The 23607-nt window shown below is 35.5% G+C and carries 22 protein-coding genes, 3 pseudogenes and 1 riboswitch; of the genes and pseudogenes, 18 read left to right on the top strand and 7 right to left on the bottom strand.

Features of this window, described 5'->3' with window-relative positions; translation table 11 throughout:
* Nucleotides 1-59 precede the first annotated feature (59 nt).
* Nucleotides 60-434, top strand: coding sequence for a transposase (locus F6K18_RS01820; RefSeq protein ID WP_375341289.1), 375 nt, complete (start codon nt 60-62; stop codon nt 432-434).
* On the top strand, nt 332-550 hold the full coding sequence (locus F6K18_RS37210; protein ID WP_375341285.1) for a hypothetical protein: 219 nt from the start codon (nt 332-334) through the stop codon (nt 548-550). The genes F6K18_RS01820 and F6K18_RS37210 overlap by 103 nt, the downstream gene beginning before the upstream one ends.
* A gap of 40 nt (nt 551-590) precedes the next feature.
* Here F6K18_RS37210 and folK read toward each other — a convergent pair whose 3' ends face one another.
* A complete protein-coding gene (gene folK, locus F6K18_RS01815; protein WP_287518071.1) occupies nt 591-1106 on the bottom strand; it encodes a 2-amino-4-hydroxy-6-hydroxymethyldihydropteridine diphosphokinase in 516 nt (171 codons plus the stop codon).
* 234 nt (nt 1107-1340) lie between these two features.
* Here folK and F6K18_RS01810 point away from each other — a divergent pair.
* The 7 genes and pseudogenes from F6K18_RS01810 (at nt 1341) to F6K18_RS01780 (ending at nt 6970) form a co-directional block, all read left to right on the top strand.
* A pseudogene (locus F6K18_RS01810) lies at nt 1341-2053 on the top strand (IS1 family transposase).
* A gap of 53 nt (nt 2054-2106) precedes the next feature.
* A complete protein-coding gene (locus tag F6K18_RS01805) occupies nt 2107-2238 on the top strand; it encodes a hypothetical protein (RefSeq protein ID WP_287518069.1) in 132 nt (43 codons plus the stop codon).
* Between the two features lie 119 nt (nt 2239-2357).
* A complete protein-coding gene (locus tag F6K18_RS01800; RefSeq protein ID WP_287518067.1) occupies nt 2358-3596 on the top strand; it encodes a URC4/urg3 family protein in 1239 nt (412 codons plus the stop codon).
* Between the two features lie 9 nt (nt 3597-3605).
* Nucleotides 3606-3989: a dihydroneopterin aldolase gene (folB, locus tag F6K18_RS01795; RefSeq protein WP_287518064.1), complete on the top strand. Its 384-nt coding sequence runs from the start codon at nt 3606-3608 to the stop codon at nt 3987-3989.
* Nucleotides 3990-5528: 1539 nt separating this feature from the next.
* Entirely contained in the window at nt 5529-5669 is a 141-nt protein-coding gene (locus F6K18_RS01790) for a hypothetical protein (RefSeq protein WP_287518060.1), read from the top strand.
* A gap of 26 nt (nt 5670-5695) precedes the next feature.
* Nucleotides 5696-6329, top strand: a pseudogene (gene upp / locus F6K18_RS01785) (uracil phosphoribosyltransferase).
* Nucleotides 6330-6364: 35 nt separating this feature from the next.
* Nucleotides 6365-6970, top strand: a complete 606-nt coding sequence (locus tag F6K18_RS01780; RefSeq protein WP_287518057.1) for a class I SAM-dependent methyltransferase — start codon at nt 6365-6367, stop codon at nt 6968-6970.
* A 648-nt stretch (nt 6971-7618) separates the two neighbouring features.
* On the opposite strand, the gene F6K18_RS01775 is transcribed toward F6K18_RS01780, so the two are convergent.
* A complete protein-coding gene (locus tag F6K18_RS01775) occupies nt 7619-7918 on the bottom strand; it encodes a hypothetical protein (protein ID WP_287518055.1) in 300 nt (99 codons plus the stop codon).
* Between the two features lie 804 nt (nt 7919-8722).
* On the opposite strand from F6K18_RS01775, the gene F6K18_RS01770 reads away from it, so the two are divergent.
* Together F6K18_RS01770 and F6K18_RS01765 are read left to right on the top strand one after the other, a co-directional pair.
* Nucleotides 8723-9907: an iron-containing alcohol dehydrogenase family protein gene (locus tag F6K18_RS01770; RefSeq protein ID WP_287518204.1), complete on the top strand. Its 1185-nt coding sequence runs from the start codon at nt 8723-8725 to the stop codon at nt 9905-9907.
* Nucleotides 9908-10287: 380 nt separating this feature from the next.
* A complete protein-coding gene (locus F6K18_RS01765) occupies nt 10288-11472 on the top strand; it encodes an aspartate aminotransferase (RefSeq protein ID WP_287278264.1) in 1185 nt (394 codons plus the stop codon).
* A gap of 469 nt (nt 11473-11941) precedes the next feature.
* Here F6K18_RS01765 and F6K18_RS01760 read toward each other — a convergent pair whose 3' ends face one another.
* A complete protein-coding gene (locus tag F6K18_RS01760) occupies nt 11942-12256 on the bottom strand; it encodes an RNA-binding protein (RefSeq protein WP_287518053.1) in 315 nt (104 codons plus the stop codon).
* 293 nt (nt 12257-12549) lie between these two features.
* Nucleotides 12550-13911: an ATP-dependent protease ATP-binding subunit ClpX gene (gene clpX, locus F6K18_RS01755; RefSeq protein ID WP_287518202.1), complete on the bottom strand. Its 1362-nt coding sequence runs from the start codon at nt 13909-13911 to the stop codon at nt 12550-12552.
* A gap of 653 nt (nt 13912-14564) precedes the next feature.
* Nucleotides 14565-14722: riboswitch (cobalamin riboswitch) on the top strand.
* 25 nt (nt 14723-14747) lie between these two features.
* On the opposite strand from clpX, the gene F6K18_RS01750 reads away from it, so the two are divergent.
* The 5 genes and pseudogenes from F6K18_RS01750 (at nt 14748) to cobW (ending at nt 18500) form a co-directional block, all read left to right on the top strand.
* A complete protein-coding gene (locus F6K18_RS01750) occupies nt 14748-15425 on the top strand; it encodes a HupE/UreJ family protein (RefSeq protein ID WP_287518051.1) in 678 nt (225 codons plus the stop codon).
* 50 nt (nt 15426-15475) lie between these two features.
* Nucleotides 15476-15880, top strand: coding sequence for a DUF1636 domain-containing protein (locus F6K18_RS01745; RefSeq protein WP_287518050.1), 405 nt, complete (start codon nt 15476-15478; stop codon nt 15878-15880).
* A 17-nt stretch (nt 15881-15897) separates the two neighbouring features.
* Nucleotides 15898-16145, top strand: a pseudogene (locus tag F6K18_RS01740) (IS701 family transposase); the annotation flags it as partial.
* 519 nt (nt 16146-16664) lie between these two features.
* Nucleotides 16665-16787 (top strand): hypothetical protein, encoded by a 123-nt coding sequence (locus F6K18_RS01735; protein ID WP_287518047.1) that lies wholly within the window; start codon nt 16665-16667, stop codon nt 16785-16787.
* Nucleotides 16788-17453: 666 nt separating this feature from the next.
* Entirely contained in the window at nt 17454-18500 is a 1047-nt protein-coding gene (cobW, locus tag F6K18_RS01730; protein WP_287518045.1) for a cobalamin biosynthesis protein CobW, read from the top strand.
* 579 nt (nt 18501-19079) lie between these two features.
* On the opposite strand, the gene F6K18_RS01725 is transcribed toward cobW, so the two are convergent.
* From F6K18_RS01725 to F6K18_RS01715, 3 genes are all read right to left on the bottom strand, one after another.
* Nucleotides 19080-19544: a VWA domain-containing protein gene (locus F6K18_RS01725; protein WP_287518044.1), complete on the bottom strand. Its 465-nt coding sequence runs from the start codon at nt 19542-19544 to the stop codon at nt 19080-19082.
* Entirely contained in the window at nt 19525-19806 is a 282-nt protein-coding gene (locus F6K18_RS01720; protein ID WP_287518041.1) for a hypothetical protein, read from the bottom strand. The genes F6K18_RS01725 and F6K18_RS01720 overlap by 20 nt, the downstream gene beginning before the upstream one ends.
* Nucleotides 19807-20261: 455 nt before the next feature.
* On the bottom strand, nt 20262-21941 hold the full coding sequence (locus tag F6K18_RS01715; protein WP_287518039.1) for an AarF/ABC1/UbiB kinase family protein: 1680 nt from the start codon (nt 21939-21941) through the stop codon (nt 20262-20264).
* A 237-nt stretch (nt 21942-22178) separates the two neighbouring features.
* Between F6K18_RS01715 and F6K18_RS36325 the strand changes: the two genes are divergently transcribed.
* Nucleotides 22179-22604 (top strand): SIS domain-containing protein, encoded by a 426-nt coding sequence (locus tag F6K18_RS36325; RefSeq protein ID WP_353734980.1) that lies wholly within the window; start codon nt 22179-22181, stop codon nt 22602-22604.
* Between the two features lie 163 nt (nt 22605-22767).
* On the top strand, nt 22768-23049 hold the full coding sequence (locus F6K18_RS01710) for an SIS domain-containing protein (protein WP_287518038.1): 282 nt from the start codon (nt 22768-22770) through the stop codon (nt 23047-23049).
* The last annotated feature ends 558 nt before the right edge of the window (nt 23050-23607 follow it).

Genomic DNA, 23607 nt, shown 5'->3' with positions numbered 1-23607 from the left:
CAAAAGTTAAAAGTATTGATTGGTAAGGCTTTTAGGATTTTGTAACTGGTTAGTTATTTCTGCCATCCTGCACTAGAGCTATATTTCTATTTGTAGACCCGATTCGCGGTTGGCGACGAGTTAAAAGCTATGAACATCGAACTCGTATTGAGTGGACAGAACAAATACGTCATCTACTATTAGTGGACTATCCAAATGCACGCAAGGTCAAGTTAGTCTGCGACAATCTTCACACTCATCATATTGCTTCTTTGTATCAAGGGTTTCCGGTATCAGAAGCTGATCAATTAGCTCGGTACCTTGAAATTCACCATCCCCCACGCAATGGTAGTTGGCTAAATATCATAGAAATAGAAGCGTACTTAATCAACAATGTCTTGAGCGTCGGATTCGGAGCGTTCGCGGTAGCGTTGCGTCAGCAAATCCCATACTAGAGCAAGAACTTCGGGCATGGCAGGATGAACGCAATGCTTCTCAAGCTAAGGTTCATTGGCGCTTTTCTACTGCTGATACTAGGATAAAACTACATCATCTTTACCCACAATTTTAATCTAGACGCGCTAGTAGAATTGCTATTTTAACTTGCCAGTTTAAAGTTTAGATACTCCTGAACATTCTACCTCTTCTAGAAGTTGAGCGATCGCTTTTCCTGATACTGGGTCAATCCAATCAGGAGCTATTTCTGCTAGGGGTACGAGAACAAAAGCTCTTTCTCTCATCCGAGGATGGGGTATTTGCAGGTTGGGAATATCTAATATTAAATCATTGTATAAGATTAAGTCTAGGTCTAGAGTTCTAGGTCCCCAATGTACTAAACGTACTCGCTTAAATTGTTTTTCTATATCCAAAATAATTTCTAACAATTTTTGAGGAGTTAATTCTACTTTTAATAATGCACAACCATTCAGATAATCTGGTTGTTTTGGACCGATAGGTTTAGTCAGATACCAGCTAGAATAAGTATTTAAGGTAATACCTGGAGTTTTGGATAAAATTTGGATTGCATTTTCTAGAATACTTAAAGAATCACCAAGATTACTACCAAGAGCAACAGCTACATTATTCTCTTGTTTTTCTGATTGGCTGAAGTCAATTTGATTAGACATTAACTGGCGGAATATTTGCTCTAATTTTTTGCTGAATTAAATTTAAGAAAGTCAACAAGAAACTATCAAAGTTTCCTATCTGACAAAAGACCCAAGAACTTACAACAGTCTGCAACTAGCTGAAAAACTACGCCAAGAACAGCAAATGAACTTGAGTCCTGAGTATGTACGTCAGTTGCTCAAAAAAAGAGGCGTTGCACAATAGAGAATGATATTCTAGAATTTTATTGAGAAATGGACTGTCCTGATTGTCAAAGCCATAAAGTAGTGAAAAATGGTCATCGTCAGGGAAAACAGAGTTATCTGTGCCGTGACTGTGGCCGTCAATGCGCGAGAAAGTCCCTCTCCTGCGGGTTATAGTTCTGATCTTAAAGAGCTTTGTGTGAAAATGTCCCTTAATGGCATGGGATTGGGAGCCATTGAGAGAGTAACTGGTATTTCCCATAACACAGTGCTTAACTGGGTACGGCTTGCACCAAGCACAGATTCGCTTTGGATAACTATGAAATACCTGAAACTGCTCACGCTAGATGAACTGCAAACTTTTATGGGCTCAAAAAAAACCAAATTTGGGTCTGGACAGTCGTGAATAGCCAAATGCCAGGAATTCTTAAGTTTGTGATCGGCGATCGCTCCGCCGTTACCTTTACAATATTATGGCAGATGATTCACGGTTGGGCCTGTTTTCTCTACATTACAGATGGATACAAGGTGTATCCTTGCTTAATTGACGATTGCGTTCGCGAAGTTCGGTGCGGAGCACTATCACCTAGTCAGTAAAACAGCAATGACGAGAGTAGAAGGAGAAAACTGCCGTCTGAGACACTACGCACCCTAGGTTAGATCGCAAAACTTTGTGCTACTCCAAGTCCATTGATATGTTGTACAGATCAATTAACTTGCTGATCTATTATTTGAAACATCAGCAAATTCCTCAATTCTCCTAATCATTCGTCACTGTGCAACGCCAAAAAAGAGGGTGATTTGGAAGTTTACACGAGTGAGCCATCAAAAACGGCAAAATCTACACAAGCTCTCTGTCAAGCAGAATGACCTAGAAATTCTAGAACTCGCGACGGTGGCCAGAGAGATTGACTTAATTTATGGGGACGAATCGGGATGCTGTTTGTAGAGTGCAGCCAGTTATAGTTATTACTTCCGACTAGAAGGGGGAGGCTTCAGACCCAATTTTTCGGTGATAATTTTTTTCTAGCTTACTATTTATATTATATTTCTTAACTCTGACTTTTAATGAATAAAAAAATTCCAGAAGTTATTACATACCTAAGAACTGCCCAGGCCATTCGAGAAAGGTGTGATAGCATCTTTAATCTTGCTTGTCAAGACCAACTCAATAATTTTCAAGTCGATTTAACTCAACTAGATAAATGCGCTAATTATGTCATTAATATTATTTATGCTCAGTATCCCAAATTAAATATACCCTTACATAGTCGTTGGCGACATTTCCAAGTAGGAGATGTGCCTCGCCTAGCTGAACTTGACCAAATGTTGGCAGGACTCACACCTGTAGAAAAAGCCAAGGTAAAATTTGATTTAGCCATTATTAGTGTACTACTAGATGCGGGTGCGGGTGCAAACTGGCAATACACTGAACCTGAAACTGGCTTAATATTTAGTCGTTCGGAAGGTTTGGCAGTTTGCAGTTTCCGACTATTTTGTCAAGGTTTTTTTTCTAGTAATCCCGATTTTCCCTGGCAAGCAGATACTAGAGGACTTTCACAAATTGATGTCCAGACTTTAACTCAAGGATTCCAAGTTAGTCCAGAAAATCCCTTGGTAGGTCTTGAAGGTCGTCTGGAATTGCTGCAACGCTTGGGGCAAGTTTTAAATCAAGACTCTCATTTATTTGGTATTGATAGTCCACGTTCAGGAAATATGGTTGATTATTTGTTGCAAAATCAGGCCAATAAAGAAGCAATTAAAGCTACTTCAGTATTAAATGCTGTATTGGAGGGATTGGGAGATATTTGGCCAGGGCGTAGTACTATTTCAGGTATTAATTTAGGAGATGTTTGGCCTCATTCTCTGCTCAAAAGCGATCGCTTGGGGGATGAATATATACCTTTTCATAAATTATCTCAATGGTTAACATATTCATTGCTCGAACCATTACAAGAATTGAGTTTAAAAATAATTGGATTAGATGATTTAACTGGATTAGCAGAATATCGGAATGGTGGCTTATTTATAGATATGGAACTAATAAAAATCAAAAATCCTTTGATTCTACAACAACAACATTTACCAGGTTCAGAAATTATTGTAGAATGGAGAGCGCTAACTATTAGTCTTTTAGACAAAGTTGCTCAAGTAATTCAAGAAAAACTTAACTTAAATACCTCAGAATTACCACTGGTAAAAGTCTTACAAGGGGGCACATGGACAGCAGGGCGAAAAATAGCAACAGAATTAAGAAAGGATGGTGCGCCTCCGATTAAAATCAAGAGTGATGGAACAGTTTTTTAATTAGTAATTATGGACTCAATCTCAATTACTGGAATTCGCTGCTACGGGTACATTGGGTTTTTTCCAGAAGAAAAAGTATTGGGACAATGGTTTGAAGTAGATTTAATTCTAGGGTTAGATTTGAATGCTGCAAGTAAAAGCGATGCTTTAGAAGATACCGTAGATTACGGCCGCATAGTTAATACTGTCCAACAACTTGTGAAAAATTCTAAGTTTGCTTTGTTAGAAAAAGCAGCTTATACGATAGCTACGGCTATTTTGCAAGAACCATTAGTACAAAATATCAAGGTTAGTTTAACTAAGTTAGCAGCTCCAATACCAGATTTTAGTGGCAAAGTTACTATTGAAATTACTAGAGCAAAGGAAGCATTAGTATATAACTCATTTAGTTAATACATTTGGTAATTTAGATGATTTTTTAATGTGGTGAAGTATATACTTTATTTTGATTTTTCGAGAATTTAATAAAGTCAAAAAAATGTACCTCGTTACTATCGTAAATTCTATCTAAATTTGCTCTAGAGACGGTTCAGCTAAAGTTCTCTATTTTATAATAATTTAGATGGCATCAGGTTATATCATGTCCGCACTTTATCGTTTGTGTAAAACCAAGGGTGAATATCTACAGGAAATTTACGTTTTTTCAAGCTTTTAAGCCTTCTTTCCTCTCTCCTAGATAACTAAAACCTTCCTCCTTCTTCCTTGCTTTCTTACCTTCACGCTGACAATACCGATGCTACCGGACATGATATTAGTCCTGTAAAAGTATAAAAATTATCCATTATGGTGAATAGGGAATAGTTGCTGTTGTCTACTTATATGATGTCCGGTTGAATATTTATAAGTAGAGGAGTCAGAATTCAGGAGTCAGGACGGAAGAATAGGGAGTTTGAAGTAAAAGGTATGAGAAAGTTTTTTGGTAACGCTCTTATCTGTATATGATATTACTTCTTTCATTACATTGTTTGATACCCTACACCTCACCTACAGTGCATCAATTGGGTAGGGGTTAAATTTCTATGTCAGTTACCCTGATTTTTGATTCATTAATTAGGTGGATTTAATTCTCTGTAAATATTAAATTGCGATGGATATTCAAAACAGTAAAAATATCTTGAAAATTGCCTTCATACTTCATTTTTATATTCTTCGTTTTCAGGTTTATTTATACCCACTTATACCATCGATCAAAAACTTTTCTACATTTTATTGAACAGAGGAATAGCTGGGGACGTTGCATGGGTCCGTACAGAGAAATAAACATAAGAATAATTAATGCACTCCTAGGGTGCTAATTATCAAAAAGGTAATTCTGTTTGTGTTAATTACCTAATAATTGAATTGATACCTAAGTTAAGCATTAATGCATGGTAATTGGTATTATACCAGTGTGAAAAAAAGAATGTTATATGAAATACGTTAATGTTTGCTACCAAAGATTGATGGGGAGATAGGGAGATAGGGAGAGTCGTATATTTGTACAATTTTTTGTATTTCATATTACCGAAAAATTGTGGGTATGCGCCTCCCCTTTTAAGGAGATAATAAGCGGTCGTTAGCGCAGCTTCCCGTAGGGTGGGATGGCGATCTTCGGAGCGGGTCTGTAACAACGGGTCTCCTCGCCATATCCAATCGACCAAGAGAAGAAAAATTTTCATGATTAGTCAATCCTCTCTTTGAAAAGAAGAGGTAATAATTAATTATTGAAAAGACTACTATGGTTATAAGCAACAGGCAACAGATATTTTTAGCAAAAATTTATCATACTTGGTATTACATAAATCGGTAATTATATACAGCATATTCCACCAGTCGTGAGATACACCCATAGCGGGCAAAATGCCCACACAGGGAACATTTAATTATTAATATCTGTACTTCATATACGAGGGAATTTTCTGTATAATTTGATGAATTAAACTAGGTCATAAAATGACAAAAACTACTATCATTAATCATCCATTAGTTCAGCATAAATTGACATTATTACGTCAAGTAGAAACTACCACTGCTCAATTTCGCCAACTGCTTAAAGAAATCTGTACTTCATATACGAGGGAATTTTCTGTATAATTTGATGAATTAAACTAGGTCATAAAATGACAAAAACTACTATCATTAATCATCCATTAGTTCAGCATAAATTGACATTATTACGTCAAGTAGAAACTACCACTGCTCAATTTCGCCAACTGCTTAAAGAAATAGGAATGTTATTAGCTTATGAAGTAACTCGCGATTTACCAATAAAATATCAACAAATTCAGACACCAATGAAGTTGATGGAAGCACCGATGTTAGCTGCTGAAAAAAAAAATGGTGATTGTTTCCATTATGCGAGCAGGTCAAGGACTTCTTGATGGGATTTTAGAGTTAATACCTACAGCAAGAGTGGGACATATTGGTTTGTATCGTGACCCTAGTACTTTAGTTGCTGTAGAATATTATTTTAAAGTCCCCCATGATATTGAGCAGCGAGATGTGTTAATAGTTGACCCCATGTTGGCAACTGGAAATTCAGCAGTAGCAGCAGTCGATCGGATTAAAGAATCTAACCCAGAATCAATTCGATTTCTGTGTTTATTGGCAGCACCAGAGGGAATTGAACATTTCCATAAATATCACCCAGAGATACTCTTATATACTGCTGCTATTGATGAAAAATTAGACGAACACGGTTATATTATTCCAGGATTAGGAGATGCGGGCGATCGCTTGTATGGAACGAGATAATTTTATTTTCCTATGAACTCAAACATAACTGCTATATGACAAATAATATTTCCTCTAAACAAAAATTTTTCGATCTTTGGGCACCTAATTATGATTGGTTATTTCCATCTGTAGTTTATCAAGCGGTACATCAAAGATTACTGGAATATGTAAATCTGCCAAGTCCATCAAATGTACTAGATTTAGGTTGTGGTACTGGAAAACTTCTGCATCGTCTTGCTGTTAATTTTCCCGATCTTCAAGGTACTGGTTTAGACTTATCTCCCGAAATGGTTAATCAAGCTAATAGTCGTAATCGTCATCAAGAAAGTTTAACTTTTTTACTAGGAAATGCTGAAGAAATGTCTTTTGCCGATGAAGAATTTGATGCTGTTTTTAATACAATTAGTTTTTTACATTATCCTCATCCTCAACAAGTTTTTAATGAAGTGAGTCGAGTTTTACGCCCAGGAGGATATTTTTACTTAGTTGATTCCTATTTTAAGTGGCAAGATGAATTTCAGTCTTTGAGTATTTCTCCTGGTGGAATTAAGCTTTATAGTCCAATAGCTCGCGAACAATTAGGTAAAGAGGTTGGATTAAATTTACAAGCAAATCAGTATTTGTTAGGAGCAGTATTACTAACTATTTTTACTAAATAATTGTAACTTCAAGTAGATTGATTCTGGTTGGTATAAAAAAGCCAGTAATAGTAAAATTACTTGAGCAAATGTCAGACTTTTTAGCTTAGTAAAAAGCTGACAATGACTTTCGCTATCGCCATACAAACTAGCAGTAGCTATATTACTTAGAGTAATTAATAAAATTGGCAACAAAAATGTTGGTTAATTAGCATAAATTCTGACTAGCTCAGAGCTAACTGAGTAAGCACTTGTCCAAGCAATATATACAAGAATTGCATCTAGAAGTACAAATCCAATTGTACCTAATCAGTGAATCTTAATACCGCGACTTAGACTAACAATTCTATTGGGCACACCTTGGTCTTGTTTACTATTTTGAGTATCAGAATTTATACGTTTTTTCGAGTACTGCATTTTTTGATTACCTATTCTATCTTAACATTCTCTATGATATGATTTAAAAAAATTAATTGGCTTTGCATAATCAAGCCGATTTTATTTTATTGTCTAAGATCACTAGGGAAATTCATCTGAACTCAAATAAATCATTTACCAGTTTTTTCTAAATTGCTAATTGATAGCATAAATTCAATCTCCCATTTTATTTTATTTGCTCACTGTTCATTTCTATGATTACTATAAAAAAATTATAAATTCAATTATTTGTTATCTGGTAGCATTACGTTGTAAAGGAGTGATTCTCTGAGAATTGGCAAAGATGCCTTCTCCCTGCATTTGATTTATTGGTGGTTTGATTTCAATTTTCATCACTTTTTCTGTAGAAATACAAACTGTTTGATCTATTAAGTGAAAAGTTATCCAAGGTTGTTGGAGTAACTGTGGTAATATAGTTTGAAACTGTTGAGAATTGATTGGTAAACTAAAGGTCTCTGAATTACCATTGAGATAATAAAGTATTATCTCTGTACTGCTTTCTTGAGCGTATTGCGCAAATGAACCTTTCATTGTTTTTGCTCCTCAATTTAATTGTGCAAAGACTTAGTCTTGTTTGATACTATGACTGTTAGAGATTTTAATAAATTTGACTGTACCTACTCCTGGCTTAAACTTTTATACCTGAATAAACATTAATTAGAGGATAATAAATACTTGTTAACTATAAAAAATTATCAAATTTTAACCATCTTGAAAAAATATTTATTACTATAGACATCATATTTAGTTTGAGTGAATAAAATTATTACATAAGTCAAAAAAAATATGATTTTAACTAGCTGTCAGCTTGGTTTAAAATTGCCGTTTTAATTGTATTGATTTCGGTTTTAGTATAGATATAAGATATAGCTAAATGCATCAATTGCCGTTAGCTTTTTAAGAGTTAAAAAATCATTCTGAGATTGATATTTTATCTAGATAATTAAATACTTGATGGAGTAGAAAAAAGTACAGAAAACTTTTTAGTTTCACAATTAATGTGTAAACACCATATATTTATAATAGAGTTGTCGCTAAATAGAGGGAAAAAATCGCTCCAACCTAGACAGAGCAATAATTCCAATACTTTTGGGCTTTCAATAGCTACAATCCTCACAGAATAAAGTTTTTGGGGATTTTTTAAGTTATAAAGCGACAAGTCTAATACACTCAATTATATTCCTCTAGTAGTAGCCAGTAAAAAAATTAATAATCAATCTTTAGTATAAAACTTATAAATTCAAAAAAAAATTAAAAATTTTCAGGAAAGCCTGGCAAGTATAACAATATTTGCCTATACTCAATAAAATTGACTCTAATCTAGCCTTTGTCGCCATGATTAAACAGACCAATACCTGCCAACCAGCAACAACTATATTATCCCTAAATATTGCGCCAACTCAAATTATTCGGGGAAAAAATGCTCTGGCCAAATCAGGAGAAGTGATCGCCCTTCTTGGCAATAATCCCTTAATTGTAGGAGGCGATCGCTCCTTGAATATCATTCAACCACACCTTGGGCCTTTACTACAAAATCATCATTTAAAATTTACTCAGGTCAACTACGGGTCGGACTGTAGTGAAGCGAACCTAGCTAATCTTCGCCAAATCGTTACAACTCAAAAAGCAGACCTCATAATTGGCATTGGTGGTGGCAAAGCTCTCGACACAGCCAAACTCTTAGCCCACCAATGTCATTTACCTATAGTCACCATTCCCACCTCAGCAGGCACTTGTGCAGCTTGGACTGCATTATCAAATGTCTACTCAGACCAAAGTGCTTTCTTATATGATGTTAGTCTAGCTAAATGTCCAGACCTGCTAATTCTGGATTATAGTTTAATCAAAACTGGGCCCTCCCGTATTTTAGTAGCTGGTATTGGGGATGCGATCGCTAAATGGTACGAAGCTTCAGTTAGTAGTGGCCATTCAGAACAAACAATGATAGTTGCTGCTGTCCAACAAGCAAGAGTTTTGCGGGATATTCTCTTTCAAAAATCAAAAGTAGCCTTACAAGAACCTGGTGGAGAAACCTGGCAAGAAGTTGTCGATGCCACAGTCTTATTAGCAGGTTTAATTGGAGGTATTGGGGGTGCTCAATGTCGGACTGTCGCTGCTCATGCTGTTCATAATGGCCTAACTCATTTGTCAGCAAGTCATGGTACATTACATGGAGAAAAAGTTGCTTATGGTATATTAGTCCAACTAAGGTTGGAGGAAATGCTACAAGGCAATCAACTAGCTATGACTGCTAGACAGCAACTGTTAAAATTCTATGATGAGATTGGTTTACCAAAAACATTGGGTGACTTAGGGTTAGGAGAAATCAGTTTATCTGACTTATGGCGCGTTGCTGAAGTTGCTTGTCGTGACAATTCTGATCTTCATCGCTTACCATTTAGGGTGATTCCTGAACAATTAGTAGCAGCAATGGTTTCAACAACAGTCCCACAGGAGTCAGAGAAACAAAATTCAGGAATTGATACCTATATAGATACAGATACTACAGCTAATTTCTGAAGATTGAAATCTGAATATTTTGAAAAAAATAGTTGATTTTAGCTAGTCTGAGTGTTACCGAATAATTAATAATTAAATAATTCTGGTTTAAAGCTTCCCCTTTGAAGCTATGCTTTATAAACATCATTTATTAACATAAAACTTGACAAAAATATCATTTGATGTTTTGAAGTCTGAAAGCTCCTAGTGTCGTCGCGATCGCCACGACAAAAAACAACTTTTAGGAGTACACAAGAAAGCCCAAGAAAGTCAAATCAGTAAAACCAATAAAATGCTCTTCATTAATGAATGGATAATGGGTAACTATCAATTATCAATTATCCATTATCCATTATCAATTATCCATTAATTAACTACCTTATTTCCTGCTTCAACTTGTAATAAATATGGATTGGATTAGTCCCGCAAACAGAGTACAAGCACTACCACCTTATGTTTTTGCCCGTTTAGACGAACTAAAAGCTCGTGCCCGCGAACAAGGGCTAGATTTAATTGACTTGGGAATGGGAAACCCTGATGGGGCGACCCCTCAACCTGTGGTAGAGGCCGCCATCGCCGCTTTACAAAAAGTAACTAACCATGGTTACCCGCCTTTTGAAGGTACTGCTAGTTTCAGGAAAGCAATTACTAATTGGTATTTCCGTCGTTATAATGTAAAACTTGACCCAGAGGGTGAAGCTTTACCACTGTTGGGTTCTAAGGAAGGTTTAACTCATTTAGCTTTGGCTTATGTGAATCCAGGAGATTTAGTTTTAGCACCTAATCCTGCATATCCTGCCCATTTTCGTGGCCCTTTAATTGCTGGAGGTAAGATTCATAGCATTTTACTGAAACCAGAAAATGATTGGATTATTGATTTAGGGGATATTCCCGATAGTGTTGCAGAGCAAGCGAAGATTCTCTATTTTAATTATCCTAGTAATCCCACTGGTGCTACTGCCCCACGAGAATTTTTCCAGGATATTGTGGCTTTTGCTAAAAAGTATGAAATTATGCTGGTTCACGACTTATGCTATGCTGAGTTAGCTTTTGATGGTTATCAGCCTACAAGTTTATTGGAGATTCCTGGGGGAAAAGATATTGGTGTTGAGTTTCACACTATGTCTAAGACTTATAATATGGCTGGTTGGCGAGTAGGTTTTGTGGTTGGTAATTCTCGGATTATTCAAGGGTTACGTACTCTGAAAACTAATTTAGATTATGGGTTGTTTGCTGCTCTACAATCCGCTGCTGAAACTGCTTTACAGTTACCGGATGAATTTTTACATCAGGTTCAAGAACGTTATCGGCAACGTCGAGATTTTCTGATTCAAGGTTTAGGAAAGTTGGGTTGGAATGTGCGGAAAACTCTGGCAACTATGTATTTATGGGTACCTTGTCCAGCAGGAGTAGGATCTACTGATTTTGCTTTGTCTTTATTACAAAAAACTGGGGTTGTGGTGACTCCTGGAAATGCTTTTGGTAGTGGAGGAGAGGGTTATGTGAGGGTTAGTTTAATTGCTGAATGTGAGCGTTTGGGTGAAGTATTAAGTCGGTTTCAGCAGGTAGGAATTTCCTATCATTGAATTAGCAAAATTTTATATGAAGAAAGACTCTAGCATCATTAGCTGAGTCTTTGATATTTACTATTATTTTCTCTGGATTTCTGAATACTTAACAAGCAACTGTAGCTCAAAACTTTGTAATTTAATTGAAGATATTTGGTTTGATCAGTCTACAGATTTTTTTACTTCCACTTTAGAGTCTGCTTTCAGATATGTCCCGGTATGGTCTATTTTTTCTAACACGTTTATGCTTACACTCAATACATTAGATATTTCCAGAAATTAAATATTTCTATTCTAGCAACTCTTGTAGAGAGGTTATATACAGTCCATTTAATTAGCGTTCAAATAACCTCTGCTATTGATCTAGATCGAGTTTTCCTATTCTCCCCGATCCCTGTCTTATGTTTCAGTGCTCAACATTTCTACATTCTTTTTTACACCTATGTCTATTTGAGGGGGCATTATTTCTAGCAACGTTTTTGATAAGTTAGTATCTGTTATTATTATTACGAGAGAACTTAGGATTATTGCCACCACTGTAGTTGCCACCACCCTTATTTTCTCGTGGCTTGGCCTTATTAACTCTCATGTCACGACCCATCCAACTTGCTCCATCCAAAGCTTCAATTGCTTTTTCTTCATCCTCCTCATTTATCATTTCCACAAAGCCAAAACCACGTAATCGCCCTGTTTCACGGTCTACAGGTAAGTTAACTCTTTTTACCTGTCCATATTCAGCAAATACTGCGTTTAAGTCATCTTGCGTGACTTCGTAGGATAAGTTACCCACATATATTGACATAGACTGTCTCCCAAATCAGTTAAAAATTTAAACAAATATAGAACTCGGAGACAAGTCTGTAAAGAAAAACTGGAAAACGCCCATCGAACTTAAACAGATCCTCGAAACCGATAACATATTCTATTATATCACAAGCTCGATGTAGCAATAGCAAAAATTAAAGAAAGTTTTGCTCAAAATAGATTTGTATACTTATGGTTGAGAATCAAGCAGATTTTTCTACTATATTTTATTTCGCCTCACTACAAATCCAAGATATTACATCTAAAGGTCAAATCTTGATTTGATAATTTTTAAGCAGACTCATGCTGTTTATGCCAAGTTGGATGCCATAACAATTCAGCAGTAGATCGTTTTTCTACCATTTCTTCAGTGATAATGCAACGGGTGACATCTTTACGGGATGGTAACTCATACATTACCTCTAACATTAACTCTTCTAAAATACCTCGCAATGCTCTAGCTCCTGTTTTGCGTCTATATGCTTCTTTAGCGATCGCCCTGAGAGCTTCTTTTTGAAATTCTAACTTAACATTATCCATCTTTAATAATTTTTGATACTGTTTAACTAGAGCATTTTGTGGCTCAGTTAATATTTTCATTAATGCCGTTTGATCTAATGGGTCAATTACTGTTAATACTGGCATTCGTCCAATAAATTCTGGAATCAAACCAAACTTAACTAAGTCATCTGGTTCTACATTTTTGAGTACATTAATATGACGTTTTTCTTTTGACTGTAAAGCTATACTATCTTGATTAATATTTTCGGCTTGAATAAAGCCTAATGATTTTTTTCCCTGTCGTTGTTCAACTATTTTCTCTAACCCGACAAAAGCACCACCACAAATAAATAAAATTGAATTAGTATCAAGCTGAATAAAATCTTGATAGGGATGTTTACGCCCTCCTTGTGGTGGGACATTAACTATTGTCCCCTCCAATATTTTTAATAGAGCTTGTTGTACTCCTTCTCCAGATACATCTCTTGTAATGGAAGTATTTTCACTTTTACGAGCAATTTTATCTATTTCGTCTATATATATGATTCCTCTCTGAGCAGCTTCTATATCAAAGTCTGCTACTTGCAATAACCTTAACAAAACATTTTCTACATCATCCCCTACATAACCTGCTTCGGTGAGGGTCGTTGCATCTGCTACAGCAAATGGCACATCTAGTAAGTCTGCTAGAGTTTGGGCTAACAGAGTCTTTCCACAACCAGTTGGGCCAATTAATAGGATATTAGATTTTTGTAATTCCACATCAGGGTCAAGGCTGTTGTCGGAATTATGATTTGTTTGACAACTCAGACGTTTGTAGTGATTATATACTGCTACTGACAGTACTTTTTTTGCTTGGTATTGTCCAATTACATGATGATCCAAGTATTGATTAATTTCTGTAGGTTTTGGAACTGCTTCTAAGGAAGTTTTACTCTTACCTGAATAATTATTATTTGCTAATTGCGCTCCGATTTCGCTAGCTGAAGTATCATCTTTTCTAGAGTTAAAAATTTCTTCTTCTAATATTTCGTTACAGAGTTCTACACATTCATCGCAAATATAAACCCCAGGACCTGCTATTAACTTACGGACTTGATCTTGGGACTTGCCACAAAATGAGCATTTAAGATGGGAATCGTATCTGGACATACTTCTGGACATACTTAGTTTTCTTCCTTGATGGTGGGGTTCTTTTTTTCTGAGGAGTTCCAAAGCTGTTATTTGATATTGATGATTGAAAAATCCAGATATTAGTCATATTATAAGTCTGAATTTTACAACTTCTCAGTTCTAATTATATTATATATTTTTCACCATTTTAATTTTTCAATAACTGGAGAGTACAAAGTTCTGCTAAAAAACAGTTGGTTCTCAAGATTGAAAGTGTTACTGGGAAAGGTTTACAGCACCTACGCTCTGTGAATGGAGAATTTTTAACCTTGAGTCCGTGAAACCCTTGACTAGCAATAGTTATTCCCAGAACTTTGCACTGTCTAGTAAATAAGATAATTGAAATAATTTACGATGAGGTTTATATATTCAGAACGTTTAACAAGTATAATTATTTGGCCTGATTATTTAAAACTCAAAAAATAAAAATAAGCTTGATCTCAATCATTACAATTATAGTTTGGATGATGATTATATTATATCCACAGTTTATTAGTTTTTTGCATAATAAATATAGTTTTAGATACTAACTAACTATTTTTTTGATTTTGATCAAGATGTATTAAGCAGAAAATGTTGAAAAATTTATAAAAATCAAAAAAATTTCGATCGAGAAGAGAAATATTGTGATATACTCTTCAAACTATGTTGGTTCTAGCGAGGGTCAGTCGTTAGAAGTAATGGGGAAAGTTTGGTGTAAATCCAACGCTGTCCCGCAACTGTGAAATGAATTTAGTAAAATCTAAAATTTCATTAAGCCAGAATGCCCACCAACATTAATTAAGAAAAATAATCAATACATCTGCGAGGTACGGATGAAAGACATACATGACAAACCCACAAAAAGTAGGGTTAGTTATCAATTGCATAGAATAAGAGTAATTTTAGCGCTGGCAATTTTAATTTTTTTCAGCACAATAGAATCGGCAATAGCTCATCATCCAATGGGTGGAAAAATACCAAGTAATTTGTGGGAAGGTTTTCTATCTGGTGTAGGACATCCAATTATTGGAATAGATCATCTGGCTTTTGTAGTTGCAGTTGGATTAATTGCAGTAGGAATCCCCAATGGTATATCAATAATAGCATCTTTTCTCGCTACAGTAATATTAGGAACGGGTATCCATCTTCTCAGTATTGATTTACCTTTAACAGAAATAGCGATCGCTCTATCAGTAGTTGTTTTTGGTACAATGCTAGTTCTTAAAAAGAAGCTAAGTCTTCAATTATTAAGTATCTTTGCAGCTATTGCTGGTATTTTTCATGGTTATGCTTATGGAGAGGCAATTATTGGTGCAGAAATGACGCCTTTATTTGCATATTTGTTAGGCTTTACAGTGGTGCAGTTATTAATAGCATTATTGGTAATGAAATCTGCTGAATTAGTAAGTAATTTTTGGGAAAATAAATTCTTTCTTGTAACGCGCTTCCTGGGTTTGACAATAGGTGCCATTGGAATGGTATTTTTCACCAGCGCCATATTTAGTTATTAGTTAATAGTTAATAGCAAAATTAAATTCCTGCAAATTATCAAAGAAACATAATGTCTACGCCACAATTACTATTTGTTTGTACTACTTGTGCAAGTGTTTGGAAAGATGGGAAACGACAAGGTATTAGTGGAGGAGAAAAACTACTTGATCGACTTTCCCAACAATATAAAAATTGGCACTTACGGGATAGATTTACTATAAAACCAATAGAATGTATGAGTGCTTGTAGTCACTCTTGTGCTATTTCTTTTGCTGCTCCTGGTAAGCATACTTATGTATTTGGAGATTTACCATCTCAAACAGAAATTTTGTCAGAAGTATCAGCAGCAGTATTAGAATGTGCGAGTCTCTATGATACTAAATCTGATGGATTATTATCTTGGTCTGAAAGACCTGAGCGGTTAAAAAAAGGTGTTTTAGCAAGAATTCCACCATTAATTTATGGAGAGATTTAAGCAAAATTAATCCTTAAGGATGGTTAGGGTTAAAAGAGTATCAAGTAAGAGATAAATGGAGCCTAGAACGCTATTTGATCTTGATGTTTTGTGCTGATACTTTTATAATTTGGTATAAGTTAACAGGAGGATTACAAAGGCAATGGGCTAACAAACCTTTAAAGACTTTTACTGAAGCAATGGTACGCTTTTTGTACAGCGATGTATGCACAGTTTTTGAGGTTGGTTGACTGAAAACATGAACGTATTTGCCTGCTATAAATAGGGTTTAGGCTATATTAAAGCTCTAAAAATTGTGTAAGTCCCACTAGCACCCTTTACGATTTTTTTATGGGTTTAATTCCCCACGGTCTAAAGGGTTTCTACAATTGGTTGAGGTTAGTAGAGAAGAAGTGGCTTTTTGAATACTATTCCCATTTACTTTTTTAGTATTTCAGTCTTTCTTTCTTCCTTATTCAAGACTGTAGTAGTTCCTCTGTTTGTTCGCTAATCATGCCTGGTTGAATACTTATAAATAACTATGGAGGGGTCAGGAGTCAGGAGTAGGGCAAAACGGTGGTTTGCCCGTACAGGAGGAAAGAAGAAGGAAGAGGAGAAGAAAGTTTTTCCTGAACGCTATTAAACGGACATGATATTAAATGTAGCTATAGAATTTACACTTCCAATGTAAATAAGAAACTTAATTCTCTAGAAAACAAGGGAAAGTTTTATTAACTTTTTTTGCCTCGCAAAAAATTTATAATCCAGCTTCAAACTCATTTCATTTCTAAGTAGGTGAGCATCATTGAAGAAGGAGACAGGAGACAGGAGACAGGAGACAGGAGGAAAATTACATGGGGATTCGCTCCCCCAAGTAATTTTGAACACCCCCGTTGACTGTGGGGTATTAAACCCACAAAGAAAATGATAAATGCGGCGTTGCATAGTGACGAATGATTTTAGATTTTTGATGAACAGGATTTTGGATTAATCAATTGCTAGAATGATTGATATTAGGTTCTTTTTAGTCAAAGTCTAAACTAATTTTTGGCAATATCATTCCATAATGTGCAACCCCATAAATGCAATATTAGAGGGGGGTTTTTAAACTCATCGCACTTAAGTCAAAGCTTTCGGTTAAACCCGCCCCTACAATTTTTTTAAGGTTTAATTAGACCTACTTACTTAAACTCTAATGGCAGGAAACGGGCAAGAACTCCAGAAAACAACAATGGGAAAAACATATCCCCTTATTTGATTCATCATCACTCTATTTCCTCAGCAACTCAATATTTGCTTTTGCTATAGATAAAGGAAAAAATCCAAAGAAAAGAAAAGATGAAATTTCGTAGTTCATAAAATATTCATAGCAGTTAAAGGAAAGGTTTAGGAGATATCAAAAGCTTAAAACTCAGACAACATAAGATTTTTCAGTCCTTCCTTCTTCCTTTTTCCTTCTGCCTTCTGCTATACCTAATAAATCTAGGTAATTTTGTACTTAGTTTTATTTATTCTAATTTTTGATTCCTACCTTGTTCCTTATTCTCAATTTTCTATTTGTCAAAAAAATCATCAATAAACACGATTAAAATTTATGAGTGCAAAAATTCCTGTTACTGTGATTACAGGCTTTCTCGGCAGTGGAAAAACCACCACAATTCGCCATTTATTACAAAATAATCAAGGTCGTCGTATTGCAGTTTTAGTTAATGAATTTGGAGAAGTTGGCATAGATGGAGAACTTCTACGTTCCTGTCAAGTTTGTGATGAAGAAGATGCTACTAATAACATTGTTGAACTAACAAATGGTTGTCTTTGCTGTACAGTGCAAGAAGAATTTTTTCCTACTATGCAACAACTCTTAAAGCGTCGAGGAAAAATCGATTCTATTTTAATAGAAACTTCTGGGTTAGCATTACCTAAACCTTTAGTACAAGCATTTCGTTGGCCGGAAATTAAGACTTCTGCAACTGTAGATGGAGTTGTTACTGTTGTTGACTGTGAGGCAGTTGCAAATGGTAGTTTGGTAGGAGATATTGATGCTTTAGAAGCTCAACGTCAAGCTGACCCAAATTTAGACCATGAAACACCAATTGAGGAATTATTTGAAGACCAATTAGCTTGTGCGGATTTAGTTTTATTAACTAAGGTTGATATGGTTGATGAAGCTACTTTAGATAAAGTACAAAATTGGTTAAAAGAACAGTTGCCTAAAACTGTAAAAATAGTTCCTTGCATTGGAGGAGAAATTAGTCCGGATGTATTGTTAGGATTTAATGCAGCAGTTGAAGATGATTTAGATGCTCGACCTAGTCATCATGATACTGAGGAAGACCACGAACATGATGATGAAATTAATTCTGTTCATTTAATTTTAGAGCAAGAGTTTGAACCGAAAGAGTTAGTAGAAAAGTTAAAAAGGTTAGCGATAAATGATGAAATTTATCGGATTAAAGGTTTTGTTGCAGTGCCAAATAAACCAATGCGTTTAGTTTTACAGGGAGTTGGTTCGCGCTTTGATTATTTCTATGACCGTCAGTGGCAAAAAGAGGAAGTTAAACAGACTAAGTTAGTGTTAATTGGTCGCTCTCTACAAAGAGAAAAAATTCAGTCCGAGTTAGGTAAAAAATTATCTAATTAACTAGCTATCAGCTAGAGCGCACTTCAGCACTTCAGCCTAAAAATTTGTGCATATAATTAGGTATCTGGTAAGGGGAGCATTCCGGACTCAAACGCTTTTTAAGTGAAATATTTTATTACCTTTTTTTGGGGATACAGTAAGCATTCAGCTAGCCTCCTTTTCTGCGGAATGCTGCACAAACGGAGGAACTACGTTAACAGCAATTATTAATGAATAATTAGGGTTTGCGCTCATAAAGTCTTTTTGCTGGGGTAGGAGACAGGAGACAGGAGAAATGGGAATGAGCGAGGAGGTAGGAGTAAGAATTGTCAGAGTGATTTTTCGGCTTTTGCTTCGGTGAAAATCCTCACTTTTTTAACCTAAGCTACCGAAAAGCTCATACTTTTTAAAGGCATAAAAAGCCTAAAACCAATATCAGTCAATGCTTTGATATTTAATCAGTAAGCCCTAATTACTTCTAAGGTTTAGTCCGGGGACCCATGGCAGTAACTTTTTATTCTTTCCTCAATTTCAAAGCTTGCTTTTAAGCGGACTCAAAATTAATAGCTGAAGTCCCCAGTTCCTACCTTATGAGGCTAGCTAATAATTGATGGCTGAATGCTTACGAAATACATAATATTTAAGAGTTTCATTATCAGTATTTAATTGTGGAGAGCGTGTAGCAGTAGAAATAGTTTTTCTTAGGGACATTAAAATTTGTTTAAAGTTTTTATAGCGAATGCGGAAATCATCACCTTCTCCTGAATCAAATGCCATTCCTTTGACTCCAAATAATAACTTTAAATTAACTTGACTTTCAACATCTTGAGTGGCAATAACTAAATAAAACTGCTCTACTTCTATGGTTTGAATAGCTGTTAATACTTCTTCTATATTTTTAGTTTCTTTATCGAAAATATGTGGAGGAGCATCTGTTACTAAAACAATAGCTTTATTACTTTCTAAATCAAAGGGTTGACGCAATGTTAACATCACTGCATCTAAACTACTTTTTGGTGCATCTCCCCTACAATAAGCTTCTAGTTTAGTAACTTCTTGACGCAAAAGTAATGGGGATAGGCTGTAAAAACACAGAACGACACATCTCCCGAATTTCTTCAGACCTTGATGAATCATTTTGAAGTTGAATTAAACGGTTTGCAATTTCTTCAAAGTCGGAGAGGGTCAAGATGCCATTTTGATCAACATCCATGAGTTTGAAGTAAGTCTTCATTCTGGTGCGCCAAACACTGGATGACAAAAATTGTTCAGGAGACATTTTTACTGATAAGTCAAGAAAACTATATGAACGTCTTGATATTATCATTATCTATGCAGAAGTAAGAAGGAAGAAAAGTATTACGTTGCTGAGTTTTAAACTTTTTAACTGTCCTAACCTTTCTTTAGACTGCTATAATTGCTGATTATGGAATTGGTTGCCATAAATAAATAAGTTAAATCTGCATTCCGCGCTTCAAAACGTAGTATAAAAAATAGGGAGTCAAGAGTAAATAATGAAGTCCTGATGCTTAATATTTTCCAGATAATTTGAATTTGAGAAAGGCCATTTCAGTTATCAGTTATCAGTACCTCTGCCTGAAGTATTGAGATTGAAATATTGAGCTTTATTTTCTCTTGGTCGATTGGATATGGGGCAGGTTTCCTCGCTATCCCACCCTACGGGAAGCTGCGCTAACGACCGCTTTTTTATCCCCTTGAAAGGGGAGTATTGAGACCTTATTTTTTGGTCAATGAAGATAATTGATACGGATATATAAATATTCACTTATCTGGCATTTTGTCTAATTTTTCTCTGAAGGATAACTGAAATCCTGACTTTAAAACTAAGATAAATCCTAATCCTGATAATATACAAACTACTATTGCTGCTTTCATAGATCCTCCTACAAATAAAACTGAAGCTGAGAGGAAAGTAAAACCAGAAAAACAAGTATAAATCAAAATTTTTAACGCTAAATTAATTCGTTTTAATAATCGATCGTTTTCAATAGAGCGGACTCTAAATTGAATTTCTCCATCTTCAATTTTCGTTTCTAATTGACGGATTAAAATTTCACTTTTACTAGGTTGCTGTAATTTATACTTAATAAAATCTCTTGTCTGTTTTGCCAATTCTCCTACAACTCTACCTCTACCTTGAGCAACAGTAATACTTTTGACAAAAGGTTGAGCGCAAGTAACCAAACTATAGTCAGGATCGAGGTTTCTCGCAATACCATCTAAGGTAGATAGAGACTTCAGAATAAAAATCATTTGGGAAGGCAAACGAAATGGTTGCTGCTCAAACAAAACATAAAGCTCCTCTTTTATCTCATCAAAATTATAAAAATCAACAGGTTTATCTGTAAAATTTTCCAATAGAAAATTCACTAATCTTTTTACAGGCATAATATCCGGCATTGGTTCAATTAAACCAATAGTAATCAAAGTATTAAGCACCTGGTCAACATCTTTTCTGAGAATAGCAAAAAACGTTTTAATCATCTGGTCTTTTGTCAATGACTTTACCTCAGCCATCATGCCAAAATCATAAAAAATAACACCACCATCTAAACTAACAGCTAAATTTCCTGGATGAGGATCTGCTTGAAAAAAACCATCTAATAATAATTGCTTTAAATAACAACAAACTCCTATTTGATTAATCCCTTTTGGATTAATCTTACAAGCTTCTAGTCGTACTTTGTCGTTAATTTTAATTCCCGGTAAATACTCAAGAGTAATAACTTTTTCCGTAGTATAAGTCCAATAAACAACAGGTACAATTATTTCCGAATAATCTTTAAAATTTTCCCGAAAACGATCGGCATTTTTACCCTCATTCACATAATCAATTTCTTGATAGAGAATTTTAAAAAAATCATAATAAATAGCATCTAATTCATACCTTTTAGCCCAAGCAAAATACTTTTGACAAAAACGGATAACACTTTTGACAACCTTTACATCCAAGTCAAATAAAGATTTTAATCCAGGACGCTGTACCTTAACTACAACTTCCTCACCTGTTTGTAACTTGGCTTTATGTACTTGTCCAAGACTAGCTGCAGCAATGGGACGTTCTTGAAAATCTCGATAGAGAGAATAAAGAGAGTTACCAAGTTCAGACTCAATAATAGCGATCGCTTCTGTCGTTTCAAAAGAAGGCACATTATCTTGTAATTTTCCTAACTCCTCCACATATTCCTTCGGTAATATGTCAGCCCGCGTGGATAAAGACTGACCTATTTTGATAAAAGTTGGGCCTAAATCTAGCATAGTCCTCACCAACCACTTAGCCCTACGCTTTCTCACAGAGGCAGACTTATTTTGAAATAAATTGTCCCACCATAAAAAGAAAAAAAATTTTCCGAAGGCACTAAAAACATCTATTTTTCTCGTCAGAGGAGAATATTGAGTGCGTTGCCAACGAAGGGACTTAGAAGCATCTTGAGTGAGCATACTATAAGTTATGTAAATCTATCCACCGTCCATTGATTGTAACTGGGAAACGAAAATTCCGGAAGATGGGTCATTTCAGTTATCAGTTATCAGTATCAAGCTAAAAAAGAACAGCTAAGTCCCTTGACATTGGAAGCAATTCTATAGCATATTGTAACATATTGTAACAAAAAAGTGCCTTTCCTTTTTGAGCTAGTGAATTATGTTAATGGTCTAAAAACAAGGAAAAGTCTTATTATGTCTAGCGAACAAAGATCGAAACACCCCTTTCATATGTACGAGGCGATTTTTGCACAACCTCAAGCATTTACTCATGTAGCTCAACGCAATGAAGTCTTAATTGATAATTGTGCTACCCGTATAGCCTCCTGTGAGCGACTATTTTTAGTTGGTATTGGAACTTCATATCATGCAGCTCTCGTGGGTGAACACTTAATGCATTTGTATGGGGGAGATCTTTTCACACAAACATTTCACTCATTTGATTTTGCGCTTTATAGACCCCGAATAACACCAAGAGATTGTGTCATTGGTATTAGTCATCGCGGGAATAAACTTTATACAGTTGAATCTCTCAAATATGCTCGTGAAGTAGGTTGTTACACGGTGTTCATTACCGGCTGTACAAAGCGATGTCACCTTACCTACAGTTGCACAGGATAAGTCAGCTGCTCATACCATTAGTTATATTGGTACGATTTCAGTCTTATCTACTCTTGCGGATCGTATCGGCTTTCATCGTACCGGGACAAGTCTTCTATCGAAAAGTTTTCTGGAGTATGAACTTTCTGAACTACTGTCTGTAGCACTAGAAACGGAGAATGAGATGGTACGCTTCGCCCACGAACAAGTCAATCAGCGACGCATCTGGTTGGTTGGTGGCGGCCAAAATGCTATCACAGCTTATGAAATAGCCCTTAAAATTAAGGAAACTTCTTATTTGCAAGCTGAAGGTATGTCAATCGAAACGATGCTGCATGGGCCATTTCAATGTACTGAAACAGAAGATCTCTTTTATTTTGATTGCGCCGACTGGTCCAGCACAGAGGCGCGTTTTCGAGCTAGCGAGACTTATCCAAGAAATTGGTGCACCTTATATAGTAATTAGCGACGGGGCAGCGGAATCGCTGCATGCTAGCGCAACAGGGTGGGTTATTGTTCCAAAAGTTCCAGAACCATTCTGTTCTCTAACCTGCATTGTGCCACTCCAATTATTTACCTACTACTTAGCATTAGAGTGCGGAACAAACCCTGATGGATTTAGGCTCGAAGACCCACGTTTTGCCCGTGCACGCTCATTAATACAGTTCTAGGAAGATTTCATTAATGGATAATTGATAATTGATAATTGATAATTACCTCTGGTTAAAATCGTTACGGAATTGAATATCAGGAAATATTATTTCTTTTTTCCCCTTAAAAGGGGAGGCTTCAAGGCGCGAATTATATAATGTCTGGTTGAACAGTTATAAATAAATGATGAAGGAGTCAGGAGTCAGGAGTCAGGAGTCAGGAGGGAAGAAAGAAGAAGAAAAAGAAAGTTTTTTTTATCACTAATTATCCGGACATGATATTATTTAATATTATATTAATTATTAATTATTAATTATTAATTATTCGGTAAAAAAAATGATACAAATTATACATAAATAAATAGAGAATTTCT

Source organism: Okeania sp. SIO2C2, assembly GCF_010692625.1.
GTDB classification, from domain to species: domain Bacteria; phylum Cyanobacteriota; class Cyanobacteriia; order Cyanobacteriales; family Microcoleaceae; genus Okeania; species Okeania hirsuta.
Note: the sequence above shows the minus strand (reverse complement) of the source record. Positions and strands in the feature narration are given on the sequence as shown.